This is a genomic window from Legionella rubrilucens (assembly GCF_001468125.1).
Taxonomy (GTDB): Bacteria; Pseudomonadota; Gammaproteobacteria; order Legionellales; family Legionellaceae; genus Legionella_C; species Legionella_C rubrilucens.
Genome location: NZ_LNYT01000003.1, coordinates 49,408 through 74,484 on the forward strand (window position 1 = coordinate 49,408; position 25,077 = coordinate 74,484).

Genomic DNA, 25,077 nt, shown 5'->3' on the forward strand with positions numbered 1-25,077 from the left:
GCAGGATGCCGCATGAAAAAAATACTCATCGTTGAGGACGACAAGGACATCGCCAAAGCCCTCACCATTCGTTTAAAATCCTGCAATTATCAGGTGGATACGGCGGCTGATGTGGTTCAAGGTGTCAATCATGTCGTCAACAATGTGCCTGATCTTATTTTGCTGGACATTTCCATTCCGGCTGGCGACGGCTTTCTGCTGGCAGAGCGTGTCAAATGCCTTCCCCAGGTCGGTAATATTCCCATTATCTTCATGACTGCCAATAAAAAACCGGAATTGAAGAAAAAAGCCGAAGAGTACGGGGCGGCTGCTTTTTTTGAAAAGCCCTTTGATTCCAATAAATTGCTGGCCCGCATTGCCCAGTTATTGCAGTAAGGCATTTTTTACGTAGCGGGCTTTGACAAACTCAAGAAAGTCCGCTTCTGACAAAGGCTCGGAGATTAAAAAACCCTGAATGTAATCGCAGGGCAATTGTTTGACGAACTGCAATTGTGTCGGCGTTTCTACTCCTTCAATGACTGTTTTTAAGCCGATTTTACTGCAGAGTTCCACCATGGCGGTAAAGATAACCTGTTTGCGTCTTTCATGTTCAATGTTTTTAAGGAAGCTTTTATCAATTTTGACTATATCAAAGGGCAGCACGGTTAAGTATTTCAGCGACGAATACCCCTTGCCAAAATCATCCAGCGACAACTGGATGCCAAGGCTCTGAATTTTATCGAGGTAATTTTTGATGTCGTAAAGATTGTGGAGCAGATTGGATTCGGTGATTTCAAGTTCAATGAGATTAGGCGGCAAATCCGTTTTTTTAATAATGTCTTTAAGCAGTACGTAGATATTGGCGCATTTGAACTCCTGAGCAGAAATATTCAAGCTGATGGTCAAATCATTGTTGCCGAGTTTGTTCAGTTTATTAAGAAAATCGCAGCCTTTGTAGAGCATCTTGCGTTCGATATCGACAATGAGGTACGTTTCCTCGCAGATGCTTAAAAAATCCTTTGGCAAAAGAACGCCATGCTTGGGGTGGTTCCAGCGCAGCAAGGCTTCCGCACCGACAATTCTGCCCGTCCTGAGTTCGATTTTGGGCTGATAATAGAAAACAAATTCATCGTTTTTTATTCCCAGACGGATATCGCTTATCAGGATCATGTCTTCCTGCGAGAGCTTATTGAGGTCGGGTTTAAAGTTAATGTAATTTTTTTTGCCAATGCGTTTGGCCAGATTAGAGGCGGTGATGGCATTTTGTAACAAAATAATGGCCTCCTGCCCATCATCAGGGTAACTGCTGGAGCCGGTGTTCACATCCATGTAAATGTTTTTATTATTGTACGTGAAGGGCAGTTTTAAATTGTCAACAATTTTATCAATTAAATCATAGATATCGCTGCTGCTTTTGAAGGTTTTTACGCCGATGGCGAATTGATCATCGCCAATGCGCGCCACAAGGCCATTGTATTCTGTCAGAATTTTCTTAAGACGCTGGGCCGTGGATGTGAGGATTTCATCACCGGCTTTGGTGCCCAGCACATTGTTAATGTTACGGAAACGCTCAAGATCAATGGCAATCACGACGACTGACTGATCATCCTGACACGATTTTATCCACAGAGTCACTTCATCGGTAAAGCTTTTGCGGTTGATAAGGCCTGTCAGCTTATCGTGAACGATTTCATAATTCAGCTGTTCTTCCATCAGCTGCCTTTCGCTGGTGTCAATAAAATAGTAGGCGACCTGGGCTACTAAACCCAGATTGTTTTTAATGGTGGTAATGGATAGAAAAATAGGGAAGCTTGTTTTATCCCGCTTAATGGCTTTTAAACGACCCTGCCAACAGCCGTTCTGATTTAAACCCTGTTGAATCGCCTTAAGCTGTTCATGCGTGCCGTCAAAAATATCAAGGCGTTTACCCAGAATATCGTCGCTTTTAAACCCCATGAGCAATTCAAAGGATTCATTGACGGAGGTAATCAAACCGTCCTTGCTGGTAATCACCACAGCTTCAATGGTTTTACTGAGGCTGCTATTGAGGGCCAGTTGCCGGTTTAATTCCTCATAGCAGACAAAGGCTGAGTCGACATTGTTTAAAAGTTCCCCGTCATTCCATTTTTTGGCAAGGAATTTATAAATGGCCCCTTTGTTAAAAGCATCGGCCATGGCAGCAAAATCTTCGTATTCACTCAAGACCATGCGGACAGTGTGGGGGTATTCATTTTTCACTATCTCAAGAAAGTCCGCGCCGCTCAATTCCGGCATGCGATGATCAGAAATAATCACCGGGATGGCGTGTGATTTAAGGATGGCAAATCCGGCACTGGCGCTTTCGGCAGTAAATACATCATAGCCATTATTAGTAAGCAGGCTGCCTAGCCTGATACGGATGCTTTCATCGTCATCGACGATAAGTACCTGTTTTTTCACAAAATCCTTGGTCAGCTGCTCGTTGCCATTGCTATTAGTATAGCCCTTGCCGAGGCAAGCCGTTGGTTTGCAGAATTTTTTAGCCCAAAAGAACCATTCTCATTTGGCTTGTGCTAAATTTATACAATACGCAGTCGATTTTAATGAGCTTCAATTAATGCCCAGCTGTACAGTGCGGGAGTTTTTCCTATGAATGCCAGTATGAGCGACATTAACTACTCGGAAACGGGTGGTCAATACAGCGCATTGAACTCCAAACTCTACTTGATGGATCAATTCGAGTTAAATGCCAACGATGCAACCGCGTCTCAATCAACAACCTATGAATCGAGCCGTTTAAGTTCCGCACAGAACCCGTCCTTTAATCTGGCTCAGGATCAGTATTCGCTTGAGCAGACGAACCTTGCGCCGGGTGTTGTCAACAGCATGGTCCATGCAGGAGATGAAAGCGGGGAGGGCGGTAATGCCGATCAGCCTCTGGATAATTCCAACCCGACCCAGAATGTGGTCAGCGCGGCAACCAGCACGGCGGCCTTGCTGGGGGTAAATGCAGAAGCCATCAAACCCATGGGCGGGGGGGAAGACGCCTTCGATCCTTCTGCACCAGGCCATGCCGGCGGCGGGTCAGCGGGCGTGAACGGCCAGGCAGTTGAACGGGCAGCAGCCAATGCGGGCGGTGAGCGAAGCGGCGGTAATTCAAGCCATACCACGATAGACAATCAGACTACGCACGTCGAGAATCATTCCACGACCGTTGAGAACCATCACAACACCACGGTAGAAGGCGATGTTCACACAGACCTTCACGTGGTCGATACCACCGTGGTGAATAATGTCATCGATTCGACGAACACGCTGATTAATAATACCCTGAATAATACGGTCAATCAGGTTAATACCCTGATTGATTCCACCACCAACCTCATTGATAACACCTTAGTCAATGTGACCCAACTGGGTGATACGGCGTTAAACCATGTTGAGAATGTGGTTAATCACCTTGGCGATACCTTAAGGGATGTGACGGGCGACGTGTTTAATGTGGTGAATAACACCACCCACTCGTTATTTGAGACCCTGACCAACACCACGCAGGTGATAGGCAGCATCACCACCGAAATTCTGGGCGATTTGCTGGGTAAAATTGAATTTAACCTGGATATTGATCTCGGCTTAAACAGCGATCTGCTCAATCAATTCGATTTATCCAATCTTGCCAATACTTACTCCCTGTTGAACGACAGCCTTATCCGTCATGCGGTTTTTGAGTTGACCAGCGACTTTTTAAACATCAACATCGACACGGGTCTCATTGACAACAATCCGATTGTCACCAGTGTTCACGAGACCGTAGGCGATGTGCTTGGACAGATGGATGGCATAACCGCCCACATTCCTGTGATTAGCGCCGTGGATTCCGTTCTGGATGCCGTCGTGCCCGAGTTACCCTTTGATCAGATTGATCTCGGATTAAATGATCATGGCGTGATCGATCTGAATGATTTAAATATTACCAATGACACGAATGGGGTTCAGGATCTAGGAACCTCCCTGCTCAGCGATGACAATGTTCTTGATAATTCCCTCGAGCTCTTCGGTGATGAGGGGTCTTTAATCGATGATGTCCTGAATCTGAATGGCGAGGAAGTCATTAACACCGAGGAGGGGCTTGCTGAGGTTGTCGACAATGCCGGCAATGTCCTGCAGGGCGGCGGGGATGATTTGCTGGATGATGTGGGTACGATTCTTGGCGGGGAAGAGGGCGGCGGGCTATTGGATGAGGTGACGCAGGAACTTGCTGACGGCTTGGGTGGTGCGCTTTCAAGTGAGGAAGGCGGACTGCTTGATTCTCTCGATTCTGTCCTTGGGGGCGACGATTCCGACTCTCTCGTCAATCCCCTTATTGAAGATATCAGCGAAACAGCCGATAACTTACCTGGCGTTGATGGCCTTGATCTGGATACAGCCAGCAGTGAATTCACGGGGGGGGTGCTTGATGGGCTCGCAGGCGGCAGTGACGACGGCCTGGTTAACGATGTCCCCTTGATTAATGAGGCGGAAGGCAGCGCTGTGAGTTCCGAAAATCTGGTGGATGACGTGGGGCAGGAAGTCAATCAAATCATTAACCTGTTTGAAACCACGCTGGCGGCTAATGATGAGCCGGTTGAGAGCAGTACGGCAACGCAGCCAATCACGGCGGACGCGGATGGCGGCAGTGATGCGATTTATGATGCCATTGCCTCGACGCTTGAGGCGGCAAATGACGGCCCGGATGCCGTCATTAATGAGGTGGACATGAATGTGGATGCCACGGTAGGCCAGGTGAACGATGTGGTTGACCATCTGGGATTGGATAACCATGGCGGGCTTTTTGGGTAACAGGAGTACTAGCCCAACTTGGTAGAAATACCGCGTAAGTTGAAATTGGAATCGTTGCAAGGAAAAAGAATGGGTGTCATTCATTTTTCAACCAGCGTGTTATTTCATAAAATGAGGGAAAACGGACTGTTGATTGCGTTATCGACAAGCATCAACGTCTGTGCGTTAGCGCTCCCTGTTTACACCCTGCAGGCCTACGATCGCATCATTACCAATCAGAATTTTTCAACTTTTTTCATTCTCACTCTTGGGGCTTTCCTCTTTATTGGGCTTGAGTTTTTATTCCGCCTGCTGCGCAGCAACCTGATTTCTTATTATGCCAACAAAAACAAGCATGTGGAGTTCATCAAAGCCATTCAACAATTTGCCCGCATTAAACCTGAAAAATTAGTCTATTTAACCTTAGCTCAAAAAAGCGAGATTATTAACGAGTTATCCAAAACCAATGATTTTATTTACCGTCAGCTCTATGTCGCCTTAGTGGATATTTTATTTTTAGCGCTGTTTTTAGCCGTGATTGCGCTGTTATCCGTTCGCTTGAGCCTGGTAATTCTTGGGGTATTGCTGGTGTTTACCCTGATTGCCATCCACATGAATCTATCCATTATCAGGCAGCATAACAACCGGTCAGGTTCCGACGAAAAACGATTGGCCGGGATCATTAATTTTTTACGTTCCATTTTTATTGCCAAAATGCATGCCAATGAATCCCTGCTACTGCAAAAACAGGACATCATTGAGCGGAAAGCCGTGGTTAACACCTACAAGTTGTCCATCAGCTTGTCCTCTTTGTATAATTTTTCGACTTTTACCACCCAGATACTGATTGTTGCGACCTTAGTCATTGGCGCATCGCAGGTCATAACCGGTTACCTGACGTTTGGAACCTTAATCGCCACCGTCATTATCGCCGGTCGGCTGACCAATCCCATCCGCGAAATGCTAACGCTCTGGTTTCGAGTCGCCACGTACTTAAGTTCCAATGAGAAACTGCTTGATTTTTATAATCAGAATACGCGTGCTTACCTTAAAAGCCATTTGCGCAGACGCTATGCTTATGCGCTGGACATTGAAAAAGTCACGGTCAGAGAAAACTATAAAACCAGCAAGCTCGCAATTAATGGCTTAACTATCCAATTGAAAACAGGTCAATGTGCCGCGATAACCAAGATAAACAGTCATCAGCGAGCCATCTTAAAGAAACTGCTGACCGGCGCCATTAAGCCCGATAGCGGCGATGTCCGTGTACTGGGCAATCCTCTGTATCAATTGAACAGTGAACAATTTTACAGCACGATGGGTTATATCACCATGGAAGAACATTTCATCAATGGCACGATTTTGGAAAACATCACCGGTGGGCGGGACATTGCCGATGAAGAAATTGAAGCACTTTGCCAGCTATTTCATATTAAGCAGGATATCCTGCAACTGGAGTATGGTTTTCAGACGGTGTTAAACGCCACGACGCTGCAGGAATTACCTTTAAGCCTTCGCGTCAAGATTCTGTTGGTGCGCAGCTACATTTTCAGACCAAAGGTGGTTATTGTCGATACAGACGACGAATACGTGGATGAGCAGCTTTATCAGACGCTGTTTAAATTTTTAAAAACCATCCGTGAACATTCCGCCATACTCATTATTTCCAATGATTATAATCTCGTGAATCTTGCTGATTACTGTTATCGACTCGACGCGTGCCGCTATTACTCGCTGGACATCGAGAAATGAAAGGTGGGCAGTTATGAATAAAGACGCACTGCTTAAATTAAAAGAAAAGATAATGAGGGGGCTGTCCAACCTGTCAAGCTTAAGCTATCCCTTTAAAAACATTGACTTTGAGATTTATTTAAATGCCTATATTTTACTGACCATTAAATTAAATCCAACCCTCATCCATGATTCCAATACCATTTTAAAATCGATTCCGCATCAAATCGACAAGCCCAATATCATTAATATCACCAATGGTCTGTCCCAATTGGGTTATGTGAGCCGGCAGTCCCGGGGATGCAGTACGCTTGAAAAAGTAACGTTCCCGTGCCTGTTAATCAAAGGATCTGATATCGATAATCATGTCCGGGTGTTGTTCCGTGAAAACGAGACAACCATTTGCTACGATCCGTTTAGTGATTCCTACACGGCATTTGACGGTTTATCGATTGACAAAACGTATCTGGTTTATACCTTCGAACCCTTTGCAGAAGAGCGGTTTGATTTAAGTCGGGGTGTGCTTAAATTCCTGGGGCGATCCTGGTTCGTGGCTTTGTTGGCCCGCTTTCGCTATGTGATTGGCAAGCTGGTTCTCATGTCCATTGTGCTTCACCTGTTCTCACTAGTGATGCCGCTTTATCTTATTTACACCTACAATCGGGTGATTGTATCGCATGATACCTCAAACCTGATGGTGGTCACTGTCAGTGTGATTTGCTTGTTGTTATGCGAGCAGCTACTGCGCTATTTTCGCGCGGGCGTGCTGTCCTGGCTGGGTAGCCGTGTTGACTACATCGTTACCAATGAAGTGCTGAATAAATTAAATCAGTTGCCGCTGCCGATTATTGAAAAACTCTCTCTGCCTTCACAGATAGCGCGTATCCGTTCGTTTTCCTCCGTGCGCGATTTTTTCACGGGGCCTATTTTTTCAACGCTGCTTGAGTTACCAGCCATTGTGCTGATGATTATTCTAATCAGTTACCTGCATTATCTGTTTACGATAATCTTTGCCGCCGGTTTCCTTCTCTTGGCCATTTGCCTTGTGTTTTTTCATCGTATTCTGGCTGCAAGAATCAAAAAGAATACCTTGATTAACACCGAGAAATACTACCTCACCGCCATTTATCTGGACAAATTGAATACCCTGCATTATCAGGGCCTGGAGCGCTATTACACGCGAAAACTCAATGCCCTGTCAGAACAGGCCACGTATTACAATCTCAAGGCTGAATTGGCCAGTAATTTTGTCGACAATTATGGAAAATGGATTACCAACATGGGGATTCTTATTACCTTGTGTACAGGCATTTACCTGGTGTGGTCCAACCAAATCACCGTGGATATTTTATTAGCTACTGTTTTTCTTTCCTGGCGTATTTTTTCACCCATTCAGGTGGCATCATCGACGATGGTTCGTTCCGAAAAACTGTACCGGACTATCCAGCAGATTGATAATTTTCTTGATCTTCCCGATGAGTACGATGCCCACAGCGGTCTTAAAAAAACCATCGAAATCAAAAAAGGGATCCGGCTTGCGAACATTGGCGTGTTTTATAATGCCAATAAACAGTTTGTGTTAAAAAATTTTTCGATGGATATCCGGCTTCGTCAGTTGATAGCGATTACCGGGGAAAGCGGTTCTGGGAAATCCACTCTGCTGAAATTGATTACCGGATTTATCAAACCGAATATTGGCAAGGTTCTGATTGATGATTACGAGATTAATCAATTAAACATCCATTCGCTGAGGAATCAGATTTGTTATATTCACCAATCGGAGAACATCATTCAGGGCACCCTTTATGAGAACATTCAAATGGTTAATCCGTATTTGACCCGGGAGGATGTGGATGAATTGTTTGCTTCGCTGTTTATGACGGATGAAGTCAGCAAACTGGCAGAGGGTTTAAATACTTACATCAGTGCCGATAACCTCAGTCATTTATCGAAAAAGTGGCTTAAATACATGGCGATGGTGAAACTGTACGCCAGCGATGCCGCCATCAAGCTGATTGATGGCTTAAACAAGGACTCATTCTCGGCTAAGACCTGGCATAAATTTTTAACGGATTTGCAGCAGTGGCGCCATGAACAAACCATCGTCATGGTGACTGACGATGACCAGATTCGCCGCCTGGCGGATCATACCATTACACTTAAAAGTAAATGATTGCCATGAACAAACGCAACGAAGGACGAATGAGGGAGTGGATGAAGGCGATACGCAAGCCCTTTGCTCGCCTCTACCGGCATTTTAGGGGCGGATCGGACCGTCGGAACATCATGGTGACCCATAAAATCAGACAGGATAAAACCAGAGCGCCATTGGTTTTAAAAAAAGAAAACGACATTTTTCTTTATCAAACATCCAAAAACCATGAGTTGTTCAACCCCAGTCTCATTAAAACCATGTCGCTTATTTTTATGGTGGTTCTCTTGGGCTTTATTGCCATTGCCTCGGTAACCTCCATTAAGGAGGCGGCCATTGCCAAGGGTGAAATCCAGCCGCAGAAAAACATCATTACTCTTCAGCATTTCGACGGCGGGGTGGTGACGAAAATTCTGGTCAAGGAAGGGGAAGCCGTGAACGAGGGGCAGATTCTGCTGACCCTGGATGGCATAGGGGTTAAGGAGGATGTGGCGCGGGTGGAGAGTAAGAACCTGATGCTTAAATTTCAAAAAGAGCGTCTGAAGAGTGCGCTGAACGGCGAGGCGCCGCAGTTTGACCAATACACCAAAGACCATCAGTTGATTGAGGAGCAGATAGCGATTTACCGGGACATGCTCAAAGCGGCTAATTCCGAGAAAATTATTCTGACCAAGCAATTAAACCAGCAGGAAATCAATTTGAAAACCCTGCGTTCCAATCGCCAATACCGCGCTAAAGAAATTGAAATTGCGACGAAAATTATGGCTATGTATAAAACGCTAGCCAATGAAGGCCATGCCTCGAAATTGAAAATGCTTGAAGAAGAACAGCGTATTCTGGCTTTAAACCGTGAGTTTACCGCCATGGGGCTTGAGATAGAAAAGCTTGAAAAGTCCGTCCAGGAGTTCCGTTTTAAACTGAATTCCTATGATGCCAACCGCAAAAATACCCTCAACCATCAATACGAACAAATTGAGGAAGAAATTAATGAGAATAATGAGCTCATTAAAAAACTGAAACAAAAATCCAATCGCCGGCATTTGCGCGCGCCGGTGGCCGGGATTATCAATGCACGGTATGTCAATGAGGTGGGGGAATCCATTTACCCCAATAAAAAATTGTTTGAAATTGTGCCGCTCAATACCCCGTTAATTGCCACCTTGCACATCAGTCCAAACGATATTGGCCATGTCAAACTGGGGGATCCGGTATGGATTAAAGTCAGCGCCTATGACTACATCAAATACGGCCTGATTAAAGGCGACCTCTACCATATTTCCGCAGGGACATTAAACGACGACAAGGAGAGTTCCGAACCTTATTATGAAGGAAAAGTCCGCTTGAAACAGAATTATGTGATGGTCAAGAATGAGAAAAAGTACCTGATGCCAGGCATGCTGATTAAGGCGGAAATTATTACGGGCGAGCGCACGATACTCGAATACCTGCTAAAGCCCATTTACCGTTCAATGGACAGCGGGCTTGTGGAGCGATAATCATGTTAATTGTAACCGACAACACGAATGACAGGGAGCATCTTGAGTTTATCGACAAGTCATTTCTGGTCAATTCGCATTACGCCGGCTTTGATGATTTAAGATGGCACAGGTTGCGCCTGATTAATCATGACCTGATTGTTTTAATGCCTGGCTCTCTCGACATTTCCTATCACCTGAAGTACTTAATGATGGCGTCTGATGCCGCGGTGGTTGTCATTACCGACAACAAGGACGCTATCGCTAAAAAGCACAGCCGCAACCTGACTGTGCTTAAGCCGCCTCTGTCACCGGATTTTTTCAGCGGTTGCTTAACGACGCTTCAACAGCAGCAACAGAGTCATAAAGCTCAGGTTTTGGATTTTATTAATACCCTGAACACGGGGAAATTTGTTTTAAATCATATTCGTCAGGTGGTTCCTTTGTCCAAAGCAATCGCCATGGCCTCTTCGAATACGCCGCAACTTCGCCGGGGAGTTTATGAATTGCTGCTGAACGCGTTTGAGCATGGCGTCTATCAGTTGGGGTTTGATTTGAAACACCAGCTCATTGCTGACAGGCACTATTTTGCCGAGTTAAACCGCCGCCTGCGTGACCCGGCATTTAAAGGCAAGCACATTGAGTTGTCTATTTATAAAAAGGAAGAGGGCACCTTCATCAACATCACCGATCCGGGCCTGGGCTTTGATTACAAGCCCTACCTCCATATGAATAAAAATTTGTCGGATGCCCGAAGCGGCCGCGGCATAGCCTACGCGGCCAATTATTGTTTTGATCAATTAATTTACAAAAATGAGGGTCGAAGCGTTTTTGCCGTCCTGGCCAATCAAAGCAAAGCGTTAAAACCCCTCTGAGTCAGCTTGCTTCTCCAGCTCGGGTAGTGCAAAGTAAATTGATTAAGCCTTAAAGGATCGGCCATGAAATTTGAGGAATTACTTTACCAATTCAAAACCAATGCGGTGTTGGATGAAAAGCAGCGTCTGAGTCAGTGGGCTTATCGATTCAGGGATCACAACCCTGCTTTTTTACAAGGCTTAAAAGCGTGCAGCCAACACCTTGATGAAATCAAATCGTCCTCTTTTTTTACCGGCCTCGATAATGACTCCCAATACACTCTTCTTCGGCAAATTAAAACCATGGAGCAGTTGACTCAGCAGGTCATTGAATTGCAACTGGTAAAAAAAGACTTGCCGCCTGCGATTGTCTATCAGGTTCCTGCCTACGATGAACTCCTTGCCATGCGCGGCATGTATGCGGGGGGCAAGCAGGATCAACTCGCCCGTTTGCTTAAATTGGTTAAAACCCTTAAGACGCAACTTAAGCCCCAGCAGATTACGGAAACGATGTCACCCTTCAGCCACCACTGGATTGATCGCCTGCCCTGGCGCGTGTTATGCCAGGCCATTCGCAGCAGGAATGCCAAGTTGGCTAAGGCGGCTTTTGAGGCCATTGCGGATGATAATCCGGTGCTTAAGGCTCTGCTCAAGGTGCATGATAAGGATTACCTGCTGTCGTTAATCGAAACCTGTGCCGCATTGGCACCCGGTAAGGTAAAAGAAATCGATACCGATATTCTCTGCGGCCATTTAACGTTTGAAGTGCTCATTCATGAGCTCCTGACCACGCTTGAGCAGCGTCAGCAATTTAACTTTTGTCTGGGCTTGCCGACTCATCATGCCTACCGTGAGCGGGGGGCGGGTTTTTGTCTCTTAAATAAATTGGCCGTGGTCATGGCTTATGAGGAATTAACGGCTGACGTTCCTTTTCATGCGGTGGTCATTGGCACGGATATTAACCGGGATGATGGGTTAAACAGTGTGTTAATGGCAGAGACCACAACGCAGGCGTTTACCCACATTGACATTCATGACTCCCGGGTTTACCCCTGGCAGGATGAGTCGGTGTTGCGGGAACGCATGGGGGCGCCGATTGAAGAGAAAGACTGGGTATGGCAAAAAGGGAATAAGTGCTACCACAGTGTGGATTTAGCCTCCTGCTCACGGCAACGCCGGGGATGTCATGCTGCCTTGCACTACGCTTTGGAAGAATTGGATCGCCTGTTGGGCAATGCCGCGAAAAAGAAAGAAAAAATCATGCTTTTTCTGCCGACCGGCTGGGATTCGCACGAAAAAGAGGAGGCTCCCTGCGGTAAGGAAATCAATCAGGACTATACGCTGGGATCAAAAGAGAGCCACAGCCGGCGTTTCAGCGACGAGGATTTGCTTTATTTCACTCAAAAAATCGTCGACCTGATCAAACAATACCCTGATGTGCTTTGCCGTGTTTACTGGCAGCTGGAAGGCGGGTACACGGAACATGTGAATGTGCAGCAATTAAAAAACACGGTCAATATTCTTAATGACGCTTATCCGCAGGCAGAAGAGGTCCTGGAAGACTCAAAAGCATTAGTGTACTAGCCGCAGGCCTCAAGCCTGCGCACTTTAGCCCGCTGATACCCGTTTGCCATTACTAATGCTAAGCTTAAAGGCTCCTTAAAATGCAATCGTGAATGTAATGGATACTTTGCCCTTACCCCTCCTCCAGGGGGATACGCTCTGCCTTGAACCGCTTCTGCCTGCCCATTGCGAGGCGTTGCGGTGCGCAGCAGATGATGAACGGATCTGGACTTACATGCCGATGAAAGCCCAGGGCGATTTTTTTGAGCAATGGTTTTTAGACACCCTCACTAAACAGGCTGCACAAACGCAACTCACCTATGTGATTCGCCGCTTGAAAGACCGCCTGGTACTGGGCAGCTACAGCTATTACGATATTGTCCCTGAGCATCGGCGTCTTGAGATTGGCTACGGCTGGTTGACGCCTGCACTCTGGGGGGGACGCATCAATCACGAAGTCTTGGCGTTGATGTTTGCTCACGCATTTGAGCAATGGCGGTTTAACCGCATACAAATTGCCGCCGATCCGCGTAACAAACGCTCCTGCAATAATTTAAAAAAACTGGGAGCAACGGAGGAGGGTGTTTTACGCCAACACATGATTCATCACCAGGGATTGGTCACGGATACCGTGGTTTTCAGCCTGTTGGCTAGTGACTGGCCATCAATCAAGGCGCGTTTATGGGGTCGTTTGCAGGCAGTGGCTAAAATTGACAGCCAGCATGGCAGGGATTAGTATGCTAGGCCGCCTTTTTATTCCCGATACTGCAAGGAGCGCTCATGTCAAAATTCATTATCCCCTGTATTCTTTTTTTCTTTTCCTTGCACAATGCGGTGTGGGCCGACAGGATAGCCATCGTCGGGGGCGGGGCGGCCGGGGTAGTCAGTGCCTGGCTGCTTGAGCAGGATCACGAGATTACCCTTTATGAGTCTCAGGATCGCCTGGGTGGGCATGCCAACTCCATTAATGTGGAGGTCGACGGTAAAAAAATCGTGGTGGAAGCGGGGGCTGAATTTTTTAATCGGTTTGCTTATCCGCATTTCATGCGCTTATTGAATTTTTATAAAATTCCTGTCAAGCCGTTTACGCTGGTGACGACCTATTACGACACCGACGGCAGTGAGTTAATCATCCTGCCGCCTTACCACGACGGTCAGGTGGAATGGCAGTCGCTGACCCCTGCTAATCTCAGGAAAATCATGAATCTCAAGGTGGTGCTTGATGTCGGCCATCATGTCATCGAAGAAAAAGACAGCACATTAACCCTTGAGGCCCTGGCCGATAATATCCACATCACTGATGTGTTTAAAGACACTTTTTTATATCCTTTTTTAGCCGCCGGCTGGGGCGTGACCAGCGATGAAATACGGCAGTTCTCTGCCTTCAGCGTGCTGCAATACATGGTTACCAGCTATGATAACAGCAGCAACGAATGGTTCGAGGTGGAGACCGGTTTGTCCAGTTATGTGACGCGCCTGAGTCGGGATCTTAAGAAGAGCCGCATTCAATTAAACAGCCGCATTGCCCGGATTACGTTTGAGCAGGGAGCGTATGTCATTGAGGAAGAAAACGGCACACGCCGTGAATTCGATCACCTGGTTTTCGCCACCAATGCCAACACAGCGGCTCAGCTGATGACGTCTTTGCCCGAGCGTGAGTCCTTGATGAAAACCTTAGCCAGGGTCCGGTATTACGACACCCAGATTGCCATTCATGGCGACAAACGCTTCATGCCGCCAAAAGAAAAGGACTGGCGGGTAGCCAATGTCCGTTATAACGGCATGAATTCCGCCATGACCATTTACAAAAAATGGAAGAGCAAGACCCCGGTTTTCAAAAGCTGGGTCACCCATGATATTCGTGCGCCAGGTGATAAAGGCAGTGCATTGCCTAAAAATCTTTATGCCCTGATTAAATACCAGCATCCCTACACCGACAAGGATTTTTTTGCGGCGCAAAAAGCGGCGCAGGCCGAACAGGGACAGTACAATCTCTGGTTTGCCGGCATGTGGATGAATGACATCGGTTCCCATGAAGATGCTATTGTGTCAGCTATTCGAATCGCTGAACGGCTGGCGCCGGACAGTGTCCGTTTGCAAATTTTACAGGGTTAAAGGTTGCAGCGGGATTCAGAATAGAGTAAATCTTTTTAGAGAAGGAACCGCAGCGTTTGATGCAGGGAATAGTAACCAGTCAGGAGGTTGGATGAGCGAGGTAAGGGATTACCAGGATGCCAGGGCGCAGTTTCATCACTGGGAAACTCAATTGAAGGATAATTTGCTGCGGCCTGAATCGGCTCTCATGCACACCTATCAATGTTATTTTCCCGAGGATCCTGAATTCATTCAGCGAGTTAAGGATTATGCCCATCGTATTCCTGCGCTTGAAACGGTGGTGATGGAGAACAATAAAGACGATAACCTGCCTGCCGTTGAACACTACAATGCCTTTGGTGAACGCGCCGATCGGGTGCTTCATCACCCTTCCTATGTGGAAGCGGGAAATATCATTTACGGTTCCGGCCTGATGGCTGACCTGCTGCAACCGGGTCAGATGCTTAAAACCCTAAGCCTCTTTTTATTATCCTCTCATGCGGGGGAAGCAGGGCATCATTGCCCCATTGCCTGTTCCGCCGGGGTTATCCGCGTGTTAAATCAACAGGACGGCTTGCCTGCAACGGCTGATTATCTTAAAAAATTAAGCCTTCCTTCTTTTTCTGACAATTTTACCGGTGCGCAGTTTCTTACCGAGATTCAAGGCGGCTCCGATGTCGGTGCCAATGCCTGCAGAGCCTTTCAGGATGAAGAAAATCAATGGCGGATTGATGGCGAAAAATGGTTTTGTTCCAATGCCAATGCCGATTTGATTTTATTAACCGCGCGTTATGATGACGCCATTCCGGGTACGAAAGGTCTGGGTCTGTTTCTGGTGCCGCAACGCCTGCCGGACGGCCGTCTCAATCACTACCGTATTCGACGCCTCAAACAGAAAATCGGTACCCGCTCCATGGCTACGGGGGAAATTGATTTTGAGCAGGCTATCGCTTACCCCATGGGTGAAGTGCAGCAGGGCATTCATCTGGTGATGGAGAACGTCCTGCATGTATCCCGTATTTTTAATGCCTTCTCCGTGCTCGGCATGGCGAGGCGGGCCTGCCAGACCGCTTATTATTATGCCTGTAATCGTGAGGCTTTCGGCAATCCCCTGATTCATTATCCGCTGGTTAAGGAAACGCTGGCTCATATCCAGGCCGAAAACACGGCAATGCTGGCCAGTGTTTTCCATATGGTACGTTGTCAGGATGAGCTCGATGCGTCAGATCATGTGGATAAAAAGGACGAGTTGCTGCTTCGGACGCTTGCGAATCTCAATAAATATTTTACTGCCAAGCGATCGGTAGAAAACATTCATCACTGCCTGGATATTCTGGCTGGCAATGGCACCATAGAAACCTTTTCCTCACTGCCAAGGCTGCTGCGGGACTGTCTTGTGTGTGAGAACTGGGAAGGAACCCACTTTACGCTGTGGATGCAGATTTTAAAAGATATCCATAAACTGAATGTGGATGACATTCTGTTTACTCACTTAGCGCAGTTACTCACCCCGCTGGGTGACGTGGGTAACGCCTTGTTTGGCTTAAGCCTCAAAGGGTTAATGGAGGATACCCGCCGTCTGAAAGCACTGCCCATGGATGAGCAAACCCTGCTGATTGGCCCCGTGGTGGAAGAAATGGCGGTACTGACAGCGGCTGTGGCGTTAGCCAGGGAATTACAGGCCAACGGCGCGCCGCCTTCCAAATCCTCAGCCTTGACGTTGTTTATTCATAAATATCTGCACAAAGAGTATCAGGTCGACAGAAAATACCTGGACCTGCTGGATGATGTGTTGGGGGGAGTGTAATGAAATCATGGATGCAATGGCTGTTTGGCATGTGGATGCTGGTCTGGATTTTACCGGTTCAAGCCAATTTAAAAGTGGGGACTGTCTATTTCTATCCTCCTTTCGTGACTGCGGCCAATAGCGGGTTTGATTTGGATATTATGCGCATTCTCTGTGAGAAGTTAAGACAGGATTGTGAAATTATTCCCATGGATTACCATGAATTATTCCCTGCATTAAAGCAGGGGACAATTGATATTGCCATTGGCGGCATTACCATTTATTCCAACAACAGTGATAACCTCATCTACAGCCTTCCCTACATGGTCAGTGCAGGACAATTTTTAATAAAAAGCGACAGCACGATGGATACCATCGCCCAATTGGCAGACAACAAGGTTGGTGTGATTCGCGGGGCAGAAGACGGAGGCGTTTTTTACCGATACCTTAAGGACAAATTTGACGGCCAATTCAGCATTGAATTTTACAATGACATGGAAGATCTGATTGAGGCACTGAAACACGGCGAGGTGGCTGCGGTTTTTTTTCATCAGTCTACGGCGGCATACTGGGTACAGAATGGCGGCGGGCAATTTAAGACCCTGGGTAAAGCGATGCCGGTCGGCGATGGAATAGCGATCATTGCCTCGGCAAAAAATGCCGCATTAATCCAGCAAATTAATACTCAAATTAAACAAATTGATCGCGATAGTCGCTATCTGAGTTTATACCAGACGTATTTTGGTGGTTTATAGTCAAAATGGCATTGATAATCAACAGCATGGTCATAAAATTTACTATAATTTTAATATAGAATAATTTGGAGAACGACCATGACATCCACGTATTTTTTAGCCGCAGTCATCGGTTGGTATCTGGTGATTGTCAGTCTGATTGTCCTTTTGCGCCAACGTCTGGTGGCAGGAATCGTTTCGGACATTCTGGGGCAGCGCGCACTGTTGTTCTTTATGGGACTGGTGAGCCTGGTGATTGGTTTGCTGTTAGTCATAAGCCATAATGTTTGGGTTATGAGCTGGCCTGTCATTATCACCCTGATTGGCTGGCTGACCCTCATCACCGGAATTTTACGCATGGCTTTCCCGGATGTTTCCCTTCGCATGGGGCAATGGTGGCAACGTCGTCCTGTGGCCATCATAGTGATTACAGTGATTTATCTCCTGATTGGCCTGTTGCTGTTGTATCAGGTGTATGGCGCTCGATTAGGTTTGTAGCCAATACGTCTAACCGCGCACTCCGGAGGGAGTGCGCGCTCATGGTTGTCAATTTCCCCAGTACAACGTCTTCCTCATTGACAAAAATAACGGATCTCTTATCATGAACCGTTTTTCACCAGGGGTGCTTTGTCCTGACAAAGCTGAGACTTAACCCTTATAACCTGCTCTGGATAATGCCTGCGGAGGGAGTGTGAAGATGAAGCCCTCTGCCATGGGTCTTGTCTGCCATTCCTCTTTGTTTGCTTAAAGAGCATTTAAACCAGGAGGATTGAATGACAGTGCCATATTACCAGTTGATGCTGGTGACCCATCGGCAGGAGTGTGCTCTGGATGACTACCTCCGTTTTGTAGAAAAATGCGCCAGAGCCGGCGTCACCTCCGTACAACTGCGTGAGAAAGAGGCCTCCGCGGCGTTTCTTTTTCATTTTGCCGTCAAACTGAAACAATTGCTGTTACCCTTACACATTCCTCTAATCATCAATGATCATGTCGATCTGGCCTTAGCTGTCAATGCGGACGGGGTTCATCTGGGCACTGACGACGGCTGTCCCAAAAAAGCCCGAAAGCGACTGGGTAATCACCGGATCCTGGGCCTCTCCCTGGAGTCCATGGCTGATCTGGTGAAAGCCAATCAGGTTGACGTTGACTATGTGGCCGCGAGCGCGGTTTTTCCAACGAGCAATAAAACCAATGTTCGCCGGCATTGGGGTATTGAGGGCCTGCATCGGCTGGCTAGGCGATCCCGGCATCCCCTCATCGGTATCGGCGGCATCCATGCCGGCAATTTGAATGCCGTTATGCAAGCCGGTGCGCAAGGCGCCGCTGTTATCGGGGCCATTCATGATGCGCCTGACCCTGTTCTGGCAATTCAGACACTTCGTGCATTACAACGTTAAGGAATGATTATGCTTTATCAACTGGATACCCGGCTTAAGCGCTTGCGCGCGGAGAAGCCTTTGGTGCTCTGTTTAACGAATGCAGTGACCATGAACTTCGTAGCCAACAGCCTGCTGGCGCTGGGGGCTGCACCGATCATGTCACAGGCAGATGACGAGCTTGAGGCACTGATTACCATATCACGGGCTCTCTATGTCAATATTGGTACCTTGGACAGACAGTTTATTGAGCGGATTGACAAGGCTTGCCGCCTTGCCGCCATTCACCAGAAACCCATCATACTCGATCCCGTGGGGGCGGGAGCCAGTCAAATCAGGACGTTGACAGCCCGGCAACTTTCACCCCAAGCCGCCATTATTCGCGGTAACGCCAGTGAAATTATTGCTTTGACGGCAGATAAAGGCATCAGCAAGGGAGTGGAAACGCTTCATCCGGTGGAGGCGGCATTGACTGCTGCATTGACTCTATCACAGCAGACATCGGCGATTGTCGTTGTCAGCGGCCCCGTGGATTTTATTACGGATGGCCGCCAATGTTGCCATTTGTCCTATGGTTCGCCGCTGATGCCTTTGGTCACGGGAATGGGGTGTGCCCTGACCGCCATCATTGCGGCCTTTGCCGCGATGGAAACGCCTTTTTATGAAGCCGCCGCTGCGGGTACAGCCTATGTCGGGCTATGCGGCCAGTCAGCTCATCGTTCAGCCAGTGGTCCGGCCAGCTTTCAGAGCGCGTTCATTGATGCCCTTTATCAAATGCCATTTGAGGAGCTGGATGATGCGCTATAACACCTTGTCAATTGCCGGTTTTGATGGTTCTGGCGGTGCCGGTATTCAGGCGGATTTAAAAACCTTTGCCGCCTTTGGCTGTTATGGCATGACGGTACTGACAGCCCTGCCTGTGCAAAACACCTGCGGGGTCAAATCCTGCTATGCCATTCCCCTTCCGTGCATTGAGGAGCAGTTGCAGGCCATTTTTGAGGACATTCGGCCGCACAGCGTTAAAATCGGCATGCTTTTCTCCGGCGAAATCATTGAGTTGGTGGCCGATTTCCTGAGGAAACAGGCAACGGGTATCCCCATTGTGCTTGATCCGGTGATGGTGGCCAAAAGCGGGGATCCGTTATTGCAGCAGGAAGCAGTCAAGGCCTTAAAAGAGCATCTGATTCCTGTCGTGGACGTCATTACCCCCAACCTGCCTGAAGCGGCCCGATTGACTGGCATGGAAGTGAACAGTGCGTCCGATATGCCGTCAGTGGCCGCCTTGATTCAACAATTGGGCGTGGATACGGTGCTCATCAAAGGCGGTCATTTGCAACAGGATGATTGCCTGGATTTTTTTCTTGATCAGCAAGGCGCTTCGCAATGGCTGCACAGTCCCCGTATCCTATCGAAAAATACGCATGGTACAGGCTGTACCTTGTCAGCTGCCATTGCGGCAGGTCTTGCCAAAGGGAGGCTGCCTTATGAGGCCTGCCTGCAGGCCAAGGCCTATTTATCCGGCGCTATTGCAGCCTCGGCTGGTCTGTCAATTGGCCAGGGGGTTGGCCCCGTTGATCATTTATATGCCCTGAATGGAGAATTTTTTAATGAAACTGTCTGAAAAAGCCTGGCAAACGACCACACCCGTGATTCAAAAAATTCTTAAGCATCCATTTAATCAGGCCCTGGCAAAAGGGACTCTGGCGTCGTCCACCTTCGCTTTTTATCTTGAGCAGGATAGTTTGTATCTCAAGGATTTTGCTCGCTGCCATGCAATGATCGCCGCGAAGATTACCCCGGCTTATGTTCGCGAATTTCTGGGGTTTGCAGAGTCTGTTTTTGTTGCCGAACAGGAGTTGGTGCACTGTTATTTTAAAAAGGAATATGCCTTTAGCGACACAGGCTTGGTCACTCCGGCAACTTTAAGCTATACCAGTTATCTTTTGCAAATCTGCAGCCTTTTGCCGGTTGAGGTCGCCGTAGCGGCGGTATTACCCTGTTTTTGGGTTTATCGCGAAACCGGGTGTTCCATTGCCCGGGATGCTTGTGGCGATAATCCCTTTTACCGTTGGATAGAAACTTACTCCAGCGAAGAATTCAGCCAGGCTGTTGATAAGGCAATCGCGATTTTTGATGCGCTGGGCGATCAAGCCACGGAAGCGGTCAAAACGGCAATGCTCAAGGCATTTTATAACAGCACTTGCCTGGAGTGGCATTTCTGGAACGATGCTTACCATCATCGGGTTTTTGATGCTTTTTAGGGCAAAGTGATGCTCATGGTTATTCCAAGAGGATAAACAGCACGCACAAATGGTTTTATTTAAAACAAAAGTGGCAAATAAATACTAGAATGTATAATAAATACAAGTCAACGCGTCCTGCCAACCCTTATGGAAAGCAAGCAAGAGATAACAACGCCATCACAAAAAGAGTTAATTCAGGCAATTGTGGCGACGAAAAACAATTTACACAAGCACCATTATGATATCACAGGCATCGTGTGGTCTGCGGAAGTCATGAGGGTGATTTTGGGACTTAAAGCAGAGAAGCGGGGGCGAAAAAAATTACCCTTCTATTATCAGGTGATTGAATACCAGGAAGATGAAAGCGGAAAAATGGCGGCCGATAAAAATGAGGATCTTTTCAGGTTAGTTCAGTTTCTTGAAGCAAACGTGGACAAACTGCCTCCCGGGCTCCGTTTTCAATTGGCTGTGCTGCTTGATGGCCACTGGACTGCAGTCGATCACGTGATCACTTCAAAAGGCATTTCCTGTTTTAATCTTGACGCGGTGATGGATAAGCGCGCCCTGCGATTCTTTCGTAATTACATCATTCTTCTCGACAAGGCTAAAGTATTGCATGCGTCCTACATGTATTATGTGAGTGTGCCTGAGTCCCCCTTTGAACGCACCCCAAAAGAAAAAGTGGGAAACATGATCCAGATGGATTTTGTCAGTTGCGGTATTTTTATGGCGGATCATTTATCTTTTTTATCCAGAACCAATGTATTTCATCATTTAAAAACCATGGTGGGTGAGCCTGCTTTTAAAACCTTAGGTCGGAATGACGTCAGTCCTCCGTTAGCGCCTATTTTCCGCCTGACACAAAGCAAGCATTTGCTAAGGAAATTGTCAGGGCAACAAATCGGGGTGCCGATTAGTAAAAAAGACAACCCTAAAACCTTAAAAGATATTAAACAGCAGTCGCTTACCGAGAGCATTAAGTACAATGTCATTGCCAAAGGAGACAAGCTGCTCGACAAGGCCATTGCTGACCTCGAGAGCAGGGAGCCGTCAGGTATCGCCGCTCTGTTTTCCCATGATTTGATGACCCGGCTGGCTGCTTATGTAAACCATTATTCCCCAGTGGTTAATCAGCTTGCAGGCCTCATCTACACCAGAATAGTGGATTGTAAAGGAATAGACGACCAGACCGTGATGCAAATCATGGCGGCTATTCATCAGATTATTCTGGAAAAGGACAATGACCTCAGCAGGCTTAAGGCCATCAATGCCTTATTGCTTACCGCTTTGCCAAAGAACGATGTCAATACGTCTCGTCTGATTGCCGCATCCATCTGCTTAACTGCCTTCCATATTGAGGATAACCAGGCGTTATGGGAATTTTATACGGAGATGATGAAATATCCCGGCAATGCAGAATTGAATCATCACACCAATTCGTTTTTTAATACACCGACGAAGTTGACCCCTGCTTTGTCGACTCATATTGAAAAGACAGTGAAAGTGCAATTGTTAATTAACGCGGTTGCAGGCCTGCATCAGGGCTTAAATTCGCCGTTGGATAGTTTGTCGGATAACATGCGGCAGTTTATAAAAAAATCCCGGACGTTCGAGGTGAAGACCACCAAAAGTGAAAGCCTGCTACAGCAAATTCTGCTGGCTGGCAGTGACAAGTCCAAGCTTCAGGCCATTGAGCTTGAGTTAGAAACGAATAAAGCAGCGATTCTTTTGGAATTTGGTTTAGAAGGTAAATTACCGTCGTTTGAAAAGTCGCTGACTCAGTAGTTGTCAATCCCCGATAAATATGTCAAAACAGGAGTATCTCAAGTAGGGTTTATTAGGGTATGTTCACGCTTTTAAGAAAACTCAGGTTTTTATTTCTGTTTTTTGTTTTACTGCTCTTTTGCCTGACCAAAGCCGTGGAAGCGCAGGTGGATTTGTGGCGCCTGACTGATTTTGTTCTGGTTATTCTCATTGTCACCAGCCTCGTGGTGATAGGCGAACAGGAGCATCGCTTATTATTCTGGCTCACAGTGCTCGGCATATTGCAGGTTGCAAGCCAGATGATTATTAATGTCTGGGGGTCGCAACTGCCCATCGAGGCATTCAAATCCTTTCTCGCCATGATTTTTTTCGTGTTGATGACGGTGGCCTGCTTACGCCTGACCCTTAAGGACGAGTCCATTAATATCACAACCCTGTTTGGATCACTGTCTTCCTATGTTTTTATCGGTTTAGCCTTCGCCTACCTCTATCTGATGATTTATGTACTGGACAATCAGTCACTGTCCGGTTTACGGCCCCATGAAGAAGTGCGGGCCATTTACTATTCGTTCAGTACCCTGACTACCGTTGGGTTTGGAGATATTTTAGCCACCAAGCCCGTCATGCAGACCTTGACCTGGATGGAAGCTTTTTGTGGTCAGGCTTACATGGCTATTTTCATTTCACAACTGGTTGGGCGTTTTGTTGCAGAAAAAATGACAGAAAAGTCTTGAGTCAGCAGCATCGGGCTGCACGGTGTGCAGCCCATGAAGGTCAATCCGACGTTATTTCATTTTAGCCTGGACTGTGACTTCCTGTTCGTGATTTTCTTCATTGTCGCTTGGCAAGGGAGCCGTAAGAATGTTTAAAAGATGGACCCCGAGATCGGCTAGGTTCACAGGAATTGGCAGTACCTTGTTGCCAGTAACCAGTGAGCCAATTAGATTGGTTTCCTGGCCTGCATTGAAAAGTAAAGCGGCACCTTTTTCCAGGTCAGTGGCATTCTCGCGCATACTTAACAGGGTAAACCCATGGGTACATAGATCAAAGAAAAAGAGCGCAGTATGTTCATGCGGATTAGAGTAGAGCTGGTACAGGGAGGCAAGTAAAGCGGCTGAATTTAAGCCCGTTTTAACCGTATTAACGCTCACATAGTCTTTAAACATTCCAAATTTAGATAACATGATAATTCTTCAAACAATTAAGGAAGGGGCAATTAAACCTTTTTTATGAAAAAAAGCAAGTCCATTTTCGCGGAAGGAGGCATAAAGGCCTTTATCCTGCCTCAGCAGTCTTAAATTTAGGCTATAATTCTTTAAATACTTATGGAAACAGCAACATAGCCCAAGGAGTCTGCATGGAAGTCAAGGCCTTTCAGTACGTTGAGGACAAAGGATGGAGTGTCGATCGCTTCCCGGAACTGGATTCTGAGCAGTCCCTTATCATTGTATTTGCCGCCCCGGATTTTTATAACAACCCAGCCCCCATCAAGGAATTGGCGTCGTTTTATAAAAAAGCCAAAATGATTGGGTGTTCCACCGCGGGTGAAATTTTCGGCCCCAGTATTTTTGACAAAAGCCTCTCGGTGGTCATCATTCAATTTGAAAAAACCCCGATAAAGATTTCCAAGGCAGAAGTCAAAAATAACCAGGAATCCTTTGAAGCAGGAAAACACATTGCTGAACAACTGATGCGCGATGATTTACAAAGCATTTTTGTCTTGTCCGATGGTTTAAAGGTTAATGGTTCGGATTTGGTTAAAGGTCTGAATTCACAAGGGAAGGGGATGTTTATCTCGGGAGGACTTGCAGGCGACAGCAGCGCATTTAAAAATACCTGGACCATTTTTAATGGCGAAATCATCACCGATCACATCGTAGCAGTCGGTTTTTATGGCGAACACATTACCATTGCCCATGCGTCCAAAGGCGGTTGGGATATCTTTGGGCCCGCGCGTCATATCACGCGCTCTGAGCAAAATATTCTTTATGAACTGGATAACCAGCCGGCCTTGTCCCTGTATAAGGAATACCTGGGTGACCGTGCCGCCGAGCTGCCCGCCTCGGGCTTATTGTTCCCTTTAGCCATCTGGGACAACTCGGAAAAAGACGCCACCCCGGTGGTGCGCACCATTCTTGGAATCGATGAAAAGGAAAATGCCCTGATTTTTGCCGGCGACATGCCGGTTGGGCATTACGCGCAATTGATGCGCGCCAATTTTGACCGCCTGATTAACAGCGCCAGTGAAGCGGGCGAAATGGCAAAGAACAGTGTTTTTGAACAGCGACCCACAGACAAAGACCATGTGGTTACTATCAGTATCAGTTGCGTTGGCCGGCGGCTATTGCTTGGTGAGCGCACGGAAGAAGAAACAGAGTCGACTTTTGAAGCTTTTCCTAACGGCACAACCCAGGTAGGGTTTTATTCTTATGGGGAATTATCACCATTGGCTTCCGGTGAATGCCGACTCCATAATCAAACGATGACGCTGACCACTTTTATGGAAAAATAAAGCCTTGAATGGGGAAG

Annotated in this window: 21 protein-coding genes and 1 riboswitch; of the genes, 19 read left to right on the plus strand and 2 right to left on the minus strand. The window is 47.1% G+C overall.

The features are described from left to right. Positions 1-12: 12 nt before the first annotated feature. Positions 13-375, plus strand: coding sequence for a response regulator (locus Lrub_RS00825; RefSeq protein WP_058526112.1), 363 nt, complete (start codon positions 13-15; stop codon positions 373-375). Here Lrub_RS00825 and Lrub_RS00830 read toward each other — a convergent pair. Next, the gene (locus Lrub_RS00830; RefSeq protein ID WP_058530308.1) at positions 364-2,418 is read right to left on the minus strand and encodes an EAL domain-containing protein; all 2,055 of its coding nucleotides are present in this window, start codon (positions 2,416-2,418) and stop codon (positions 364-366) included. The two genes, Lrub_RS00825 and Lrub_RS00830, sit on opposite strands and share 12 nt — an antisense overlap. Positions 2,419-2,607: 189 nt before the next feature. Here Lrub_RS00830 and Lrub_RS00835 point away from each other — a divergent pair, with 189 nt between their 5' ends. The 17 genes from Lrub_RS00835 (at position 2,608) to Lrub_RS00915 (ending at position 23,282) form a co-directional block, all read left to right on the plus strand. Further along, entirely contained in the window at positions 2,608-4,797 is a 2,190-nt protein-coding gene (locus Lrub_RS00835) for an autotransporter outer membrane beta-barrel domain-containing protein (RefSeq protein ID WP_133134062.1), read from the plus strand. Between the two features lie 69 nt (positions 4,798-4,866). Next, positions 4,867-6,528 (plus strand): ATP-binding cassette domain-containing protein, encoded by a 1,662-nt coding sequence (locus Lrub_RS00840; RefSeq protein WP_058530310.1) that lies wholly within the window; start codon positions 4,867-4,869, stop codon positions 6,526-6,528. A 13-nt stretch (positions 6,529-6,541) separates the two neighbouring features. After that, on the plus strand, positions 6,542-8,680 hold the full coding sequence (locus Lrub_RS00845; protein ID WP_058530311.1) for an ATP-binding cassette domain-containing protein: 2,139 nt from the start codon (positions 6,542-6,544) through the stop codon (positions 8,678-8,680). 5 nt (positions 8,681-8,685) lie between these two features. Beyond that, positions 8,686-10,155 (plus strand): HlyD family type I secretion periplasmic adaptor subunit, encoded by a 1,470-nt coding sequence (locus tag Lrub_RS00850; protein WP_162263119.1) that lies wholly within the window; start codon positions 8,686-8,688, stop codon positions 10,153-10,155. A gap of 2 nt (positions 10,156-10,157) precedes the next feature. Continuing rightward, positions 10,158-11,009 carry a hypothetical protein gene (locus Lrub_RS00855; protein ID WP_058530313.1) on the plus strand — a complete coding sequence of 284 codons (852 nt, stop codon included), beginning with the start codon at positions 10,158-10,160 and terminating at the stop codon, positions 11,007-11,009. Between the two features lie 63 nt (positions 11,010-11,072). Next, positions 11,073-12,572 carry a hypothetical protein gene (locus tag Lrub_RS00860; protein WP_058530314.1) on the plus strand — a complete coding sequence of 500 codons (1,500 nt, stop codon included), beginning with the start codon at positions 11,073-11,075 and terminating at the stop codon, positions 12,570-12,572. 97 nt (positions 12,573-12,669) lie between these two features. Continuing rightward, on the plus strand, positions 12,670-13,287 hold the full coding sequence (locus Lrub_RS00865; protein WP_058530315.1) for a GNAT family N-acetyltransferase: 618 nt from the start codon (positions 12,670-12,672) through the stop codon (positions 13,285-13,287). Between the two features lie 44 nt (positions 13,288-13,331). Further along, positions 13,332-14,666, plus strand: coding sequence for an FAD-dependent oxidoreductase (locus tag Lrub_RS00870; protein WP_058530316.1), 1,335 nt, complete (start codon positions 13,332-13,334; stop codon positions 14,664-14,666). 91 nt (positions 14,667-14,757) lie between these two features. Then, a complete protein-coding gene (locus Lrub_RS00875; RefSeq protein WP_058530317.1) occupies positions 14,758-16,452 on the plus strand; it encodes an acyl-CoA dehydrogenase family protein in 1,695 nt (564 codons plus the stop codon). Continuing rightward, positions 16,452-17,186, plus strand: a complete 735-nt coding sequence (locus Lrub_RS00880) for a transporter substrate-binding domain-containing protein (RefSeq protein WP_082651400.1) — start codon at positions 16,452-16,454, stop codon at positions 17,184-17,186. The genes Lrub_RS00875 and Lrub_RS00880 overlap by 1 nt, the downstream gene beginning before the upstream one ends. Before the next feature lie 78 nt (positions 17,187-17,264). Beyond that, positions 17,265-17,663, plus strand: coding sequence for a hypothetical protein (locus Lrub_RS00885; RefSeq protein ID WP_058530319.1), 399 nt, complete (start codon positions 17,265-17,267; stop codon positions 17,661-17,663). Between the two features lie 110 nt (positions 17,664-17,773). Continuing rightward, positions 17,774-17,872, plus strand: a riboswitch (TPP riboswitch). A 66-nt stretch (positions 17,873-17,938) separates the two neighbouring features. Next, a complete protein-coding gene (gene thiE, locus Lrub_RS00890) occupies positions 17,939-18,562 on the plus strand; it encodes a thiamine phosphate synthase (RefSeq protein WP_058530320.1) in 624 nt (207 codons plus the stop codon). 9 nt (positions 18,563-18,571) lie between these two features. Further along, a complete protein-coding gene (thiM, locus tag Lrub_RS00895) occupies positions 18,572-19,348 on the plus strand; it encodes a hydroxyethylthiazole kinase (protein ID WP_058530321.1) in 777 nt (258 codons plus the stop codon). Continuing rightward, a complete protein-coding gene (gene thiD / locus Lrub_RS00900; protein ID WP_337589119.1) occupies positions 19,335-20,162 on the plus strand; it encodes a bifunctional hydroxymethylpyrimidine kinase/phosphomethylpyrimidine kinase in 828 nt (275 codons plus the stop codon). Before thiM ends, thiD begins: the two co-directional genes overlap by 14 nt. Next, the gene (locus Lrub_RS00905; protein ID WP_058530323.1) at positions 20,149-20,802 is read left to right on the plus strand and encodes a TenA family protein; all 654 of its coding nucleotides are present in this window, start codon (positions 20,149-20,151) and stop codon (positions 20,800-20,802) included. Before thiD ends, Lrub_RS00905 begins: the two co-directional genes overlap by 14 nt. A 129-nt stretch (positions 20,803-20,931) precedes the next feature. Next, a complete protein-coding gene (locus Lrub_RS00910; protein WP_058530324.1) occupies positions 20,932-22,569 on the plus strand; it encodes a hypothetical protein in 1,638 nt (545 codons plus the stop codon). A 59-nt stretch (positions 22,570-22,628) separates the two neighbouring features. Next, positions 22,629-23,282, plus strand: a complete 654-nt coding sequence (locus Lrub_RS00915; protein WP_058530325.1) for an ion channel — start codon at positions 22,629-22,631, stop codon at positions 23,280-23,282. 51 nt (positions 23,283-23,333) lie between these two features. Here Lrub_RS00915 and Lrub_RS00920 read toward each other — a convergent pair whose 3' ends face one another. Beyond that, complete coding sequence (locus tag Lrub_RS00920) at positions 23,334-23,732, minus strand: hypothetical protein (RefSeq protein WP_058530326.1); 399 nt, start codon at positions 23,730-23,732, stop codon at positions 23,334-23,336. Positions 23,733-23,905: 173 nt separating this feature from the next. Between Lrub_RS00920 and Lrub_RS00925 the strand changes: the two genes are divergently transcribed. Further along, on the plus strand, positions 23,906-25,060 hold the full coding sequence (locus Lrub_RS00925; protein ID WP_058530327.1) for an FIST signal transduction protein: 1,155 nt from the start codon (positions 23,906-23,908) through the stop codon (positions 25,058-25,060). Positions 25,061-25,077 lie beyond the last annotated feature (17 nt).

Excerpts from the sequence above, each read along its gene's own strand:
- Lrub_RS00825 (WP_058526112.1), top strand. The coding sequence starts at position 13 with ATGAAAAAAATACTCATCGTTGAGGACGACAAGGACATCGCCAAAGCC.
- Lrub_RS00835 (WP_133134062.1), top strand. The coding sequence starts at position 2,608 with ATGAATGCCAGTATGAGCGACATTAACTACTCGGAAACGGGTGGTCAA.
- Lrub_RS00840 (WP_058530310.1), top strand. The coding sequence starts at position 4,867 with ATGGGTGTCATTCATTTTTCAACCAGCGTGTTATTTCATAAAATGAGG.
- Lrub_RS00845 (WP_058530311.1), top strand. The coding sequence starts at position 6,542 with ATGAATAAAGACGCACTGCTTAAATTAAAAGAAAAGATAATGAGGGGG.
- Lrub_RS00850 (WP_162263119.1), top strand. The coding sequence starts at position 8,686 with ATGAACAAACGCAACGAAGGACGAATGAGGGAGTGGATGAAGGCGATA.
- Lrub_RS00855 (WP_058530313.1), top strand. The coding sequence starts at position 10,158 with ATGTTAATTGTAACCGACAACACGAATGACAGGGAGCATCTTGAGTTT.
- Lrub_RS00860 (WP_058530314.1), top strand. The coding sequence starts at position 11,073 with ATGAAATTTGAGGAATTACTTTACCAATTCAAAACCAATGCGGTGTTG.
- Lrub_RS00865 (WP_058530315.1), top strand. The coding sequence starts at position 12,670 with ATGGATACTTTGCCCTTACCCCTCCTCCAGGGGGATACGCTCTGCCTT.
- Lrub_RS00870 (WP_058530316.1), top strand. The coding sequence starts at position 13,332 with ATGTCAAAATTCATTATCCCCTGTATTCTTTTTTTCTTTTCCTTGCAC.
- Lrub_RS00875 (WP_058530317.1), top strand. The coding sequence starts at position 14,758 with ATGAGCGAGGTAAGGGATTACCAGGATGCCAGGGCGCAGTTTCATCAC.
- Lrub_RS00880 (WP_082651400.1), top strand. The coding sequence starts at position 16,452 with ATGAAATCATGGATGCAATGGCTGTTTGGCATGTGGATGCTGGTCTGG.
- Lrub_RS00885 (WP_058530319.1), top strand. The coding sequence starts at position 17,265 with ATGACATCCACGTATTTTTTAGCCGCAGTCATCGGTTGGTATCTGGTG.
- thiE (WP_058530320.1), top strand. The coding sequence starts at position 17,939 with ATGACAGTGCCATATTACCAGTTGATGCTGGTGACCCATCGGCAGGAG.
- thiM (WP_058530321.1), top strand. The coding sequence starts at position 18,572 with ATGCTTTATCAACTGGATACCCGGCTTAAGCGCTTGCGCGCGGAGAAG.
- thiD (WP_337589119.1), top strand. The coding sequence starts at position 19,335 with ATGATGCGCTATAACACCTTGTCAATTGCCGGTTTTGATGGTTCTGGC.
- Lrub_RS00905 (WP_058530323.1), top strand. The coding sequence starts at position 20,149 with ATGAAACTGTCTGAAAAAGCCTGGCAAACGACCACACCCGTGATTCAA.
- Lrub_RS00910 (WP_058530324.1), top strand. The coding sequence starts at position 20,932 with ATGGAAAGCAAGCAAGAGATAACAACGCCATCACAAAAAGAGTTAATT.
- Lrub_RS00915 (WP_058530325.1), top strand. The coding sequence starts at position 22,629 with ATGTTCACGCTTTTAAGAAAACTCAGGTTTTTATTTCTGTTTTTTGTT.
- Lrub_RS00920 (WP_058530326.1), bottom strand. The coding sequence starts at position 23,732 with ATGTTATCTAAATTTGGAATGTTTAAAGACTATGTGAGCGTTAATACG.
- Lrub_RS00925 (WP_058530327.1), top strand. The coding sequence starts at position 23,906 with ATGGAAGTCAAGGCCTTTCAGTACGTTGAGGACAAAGGATGGAGTGTC.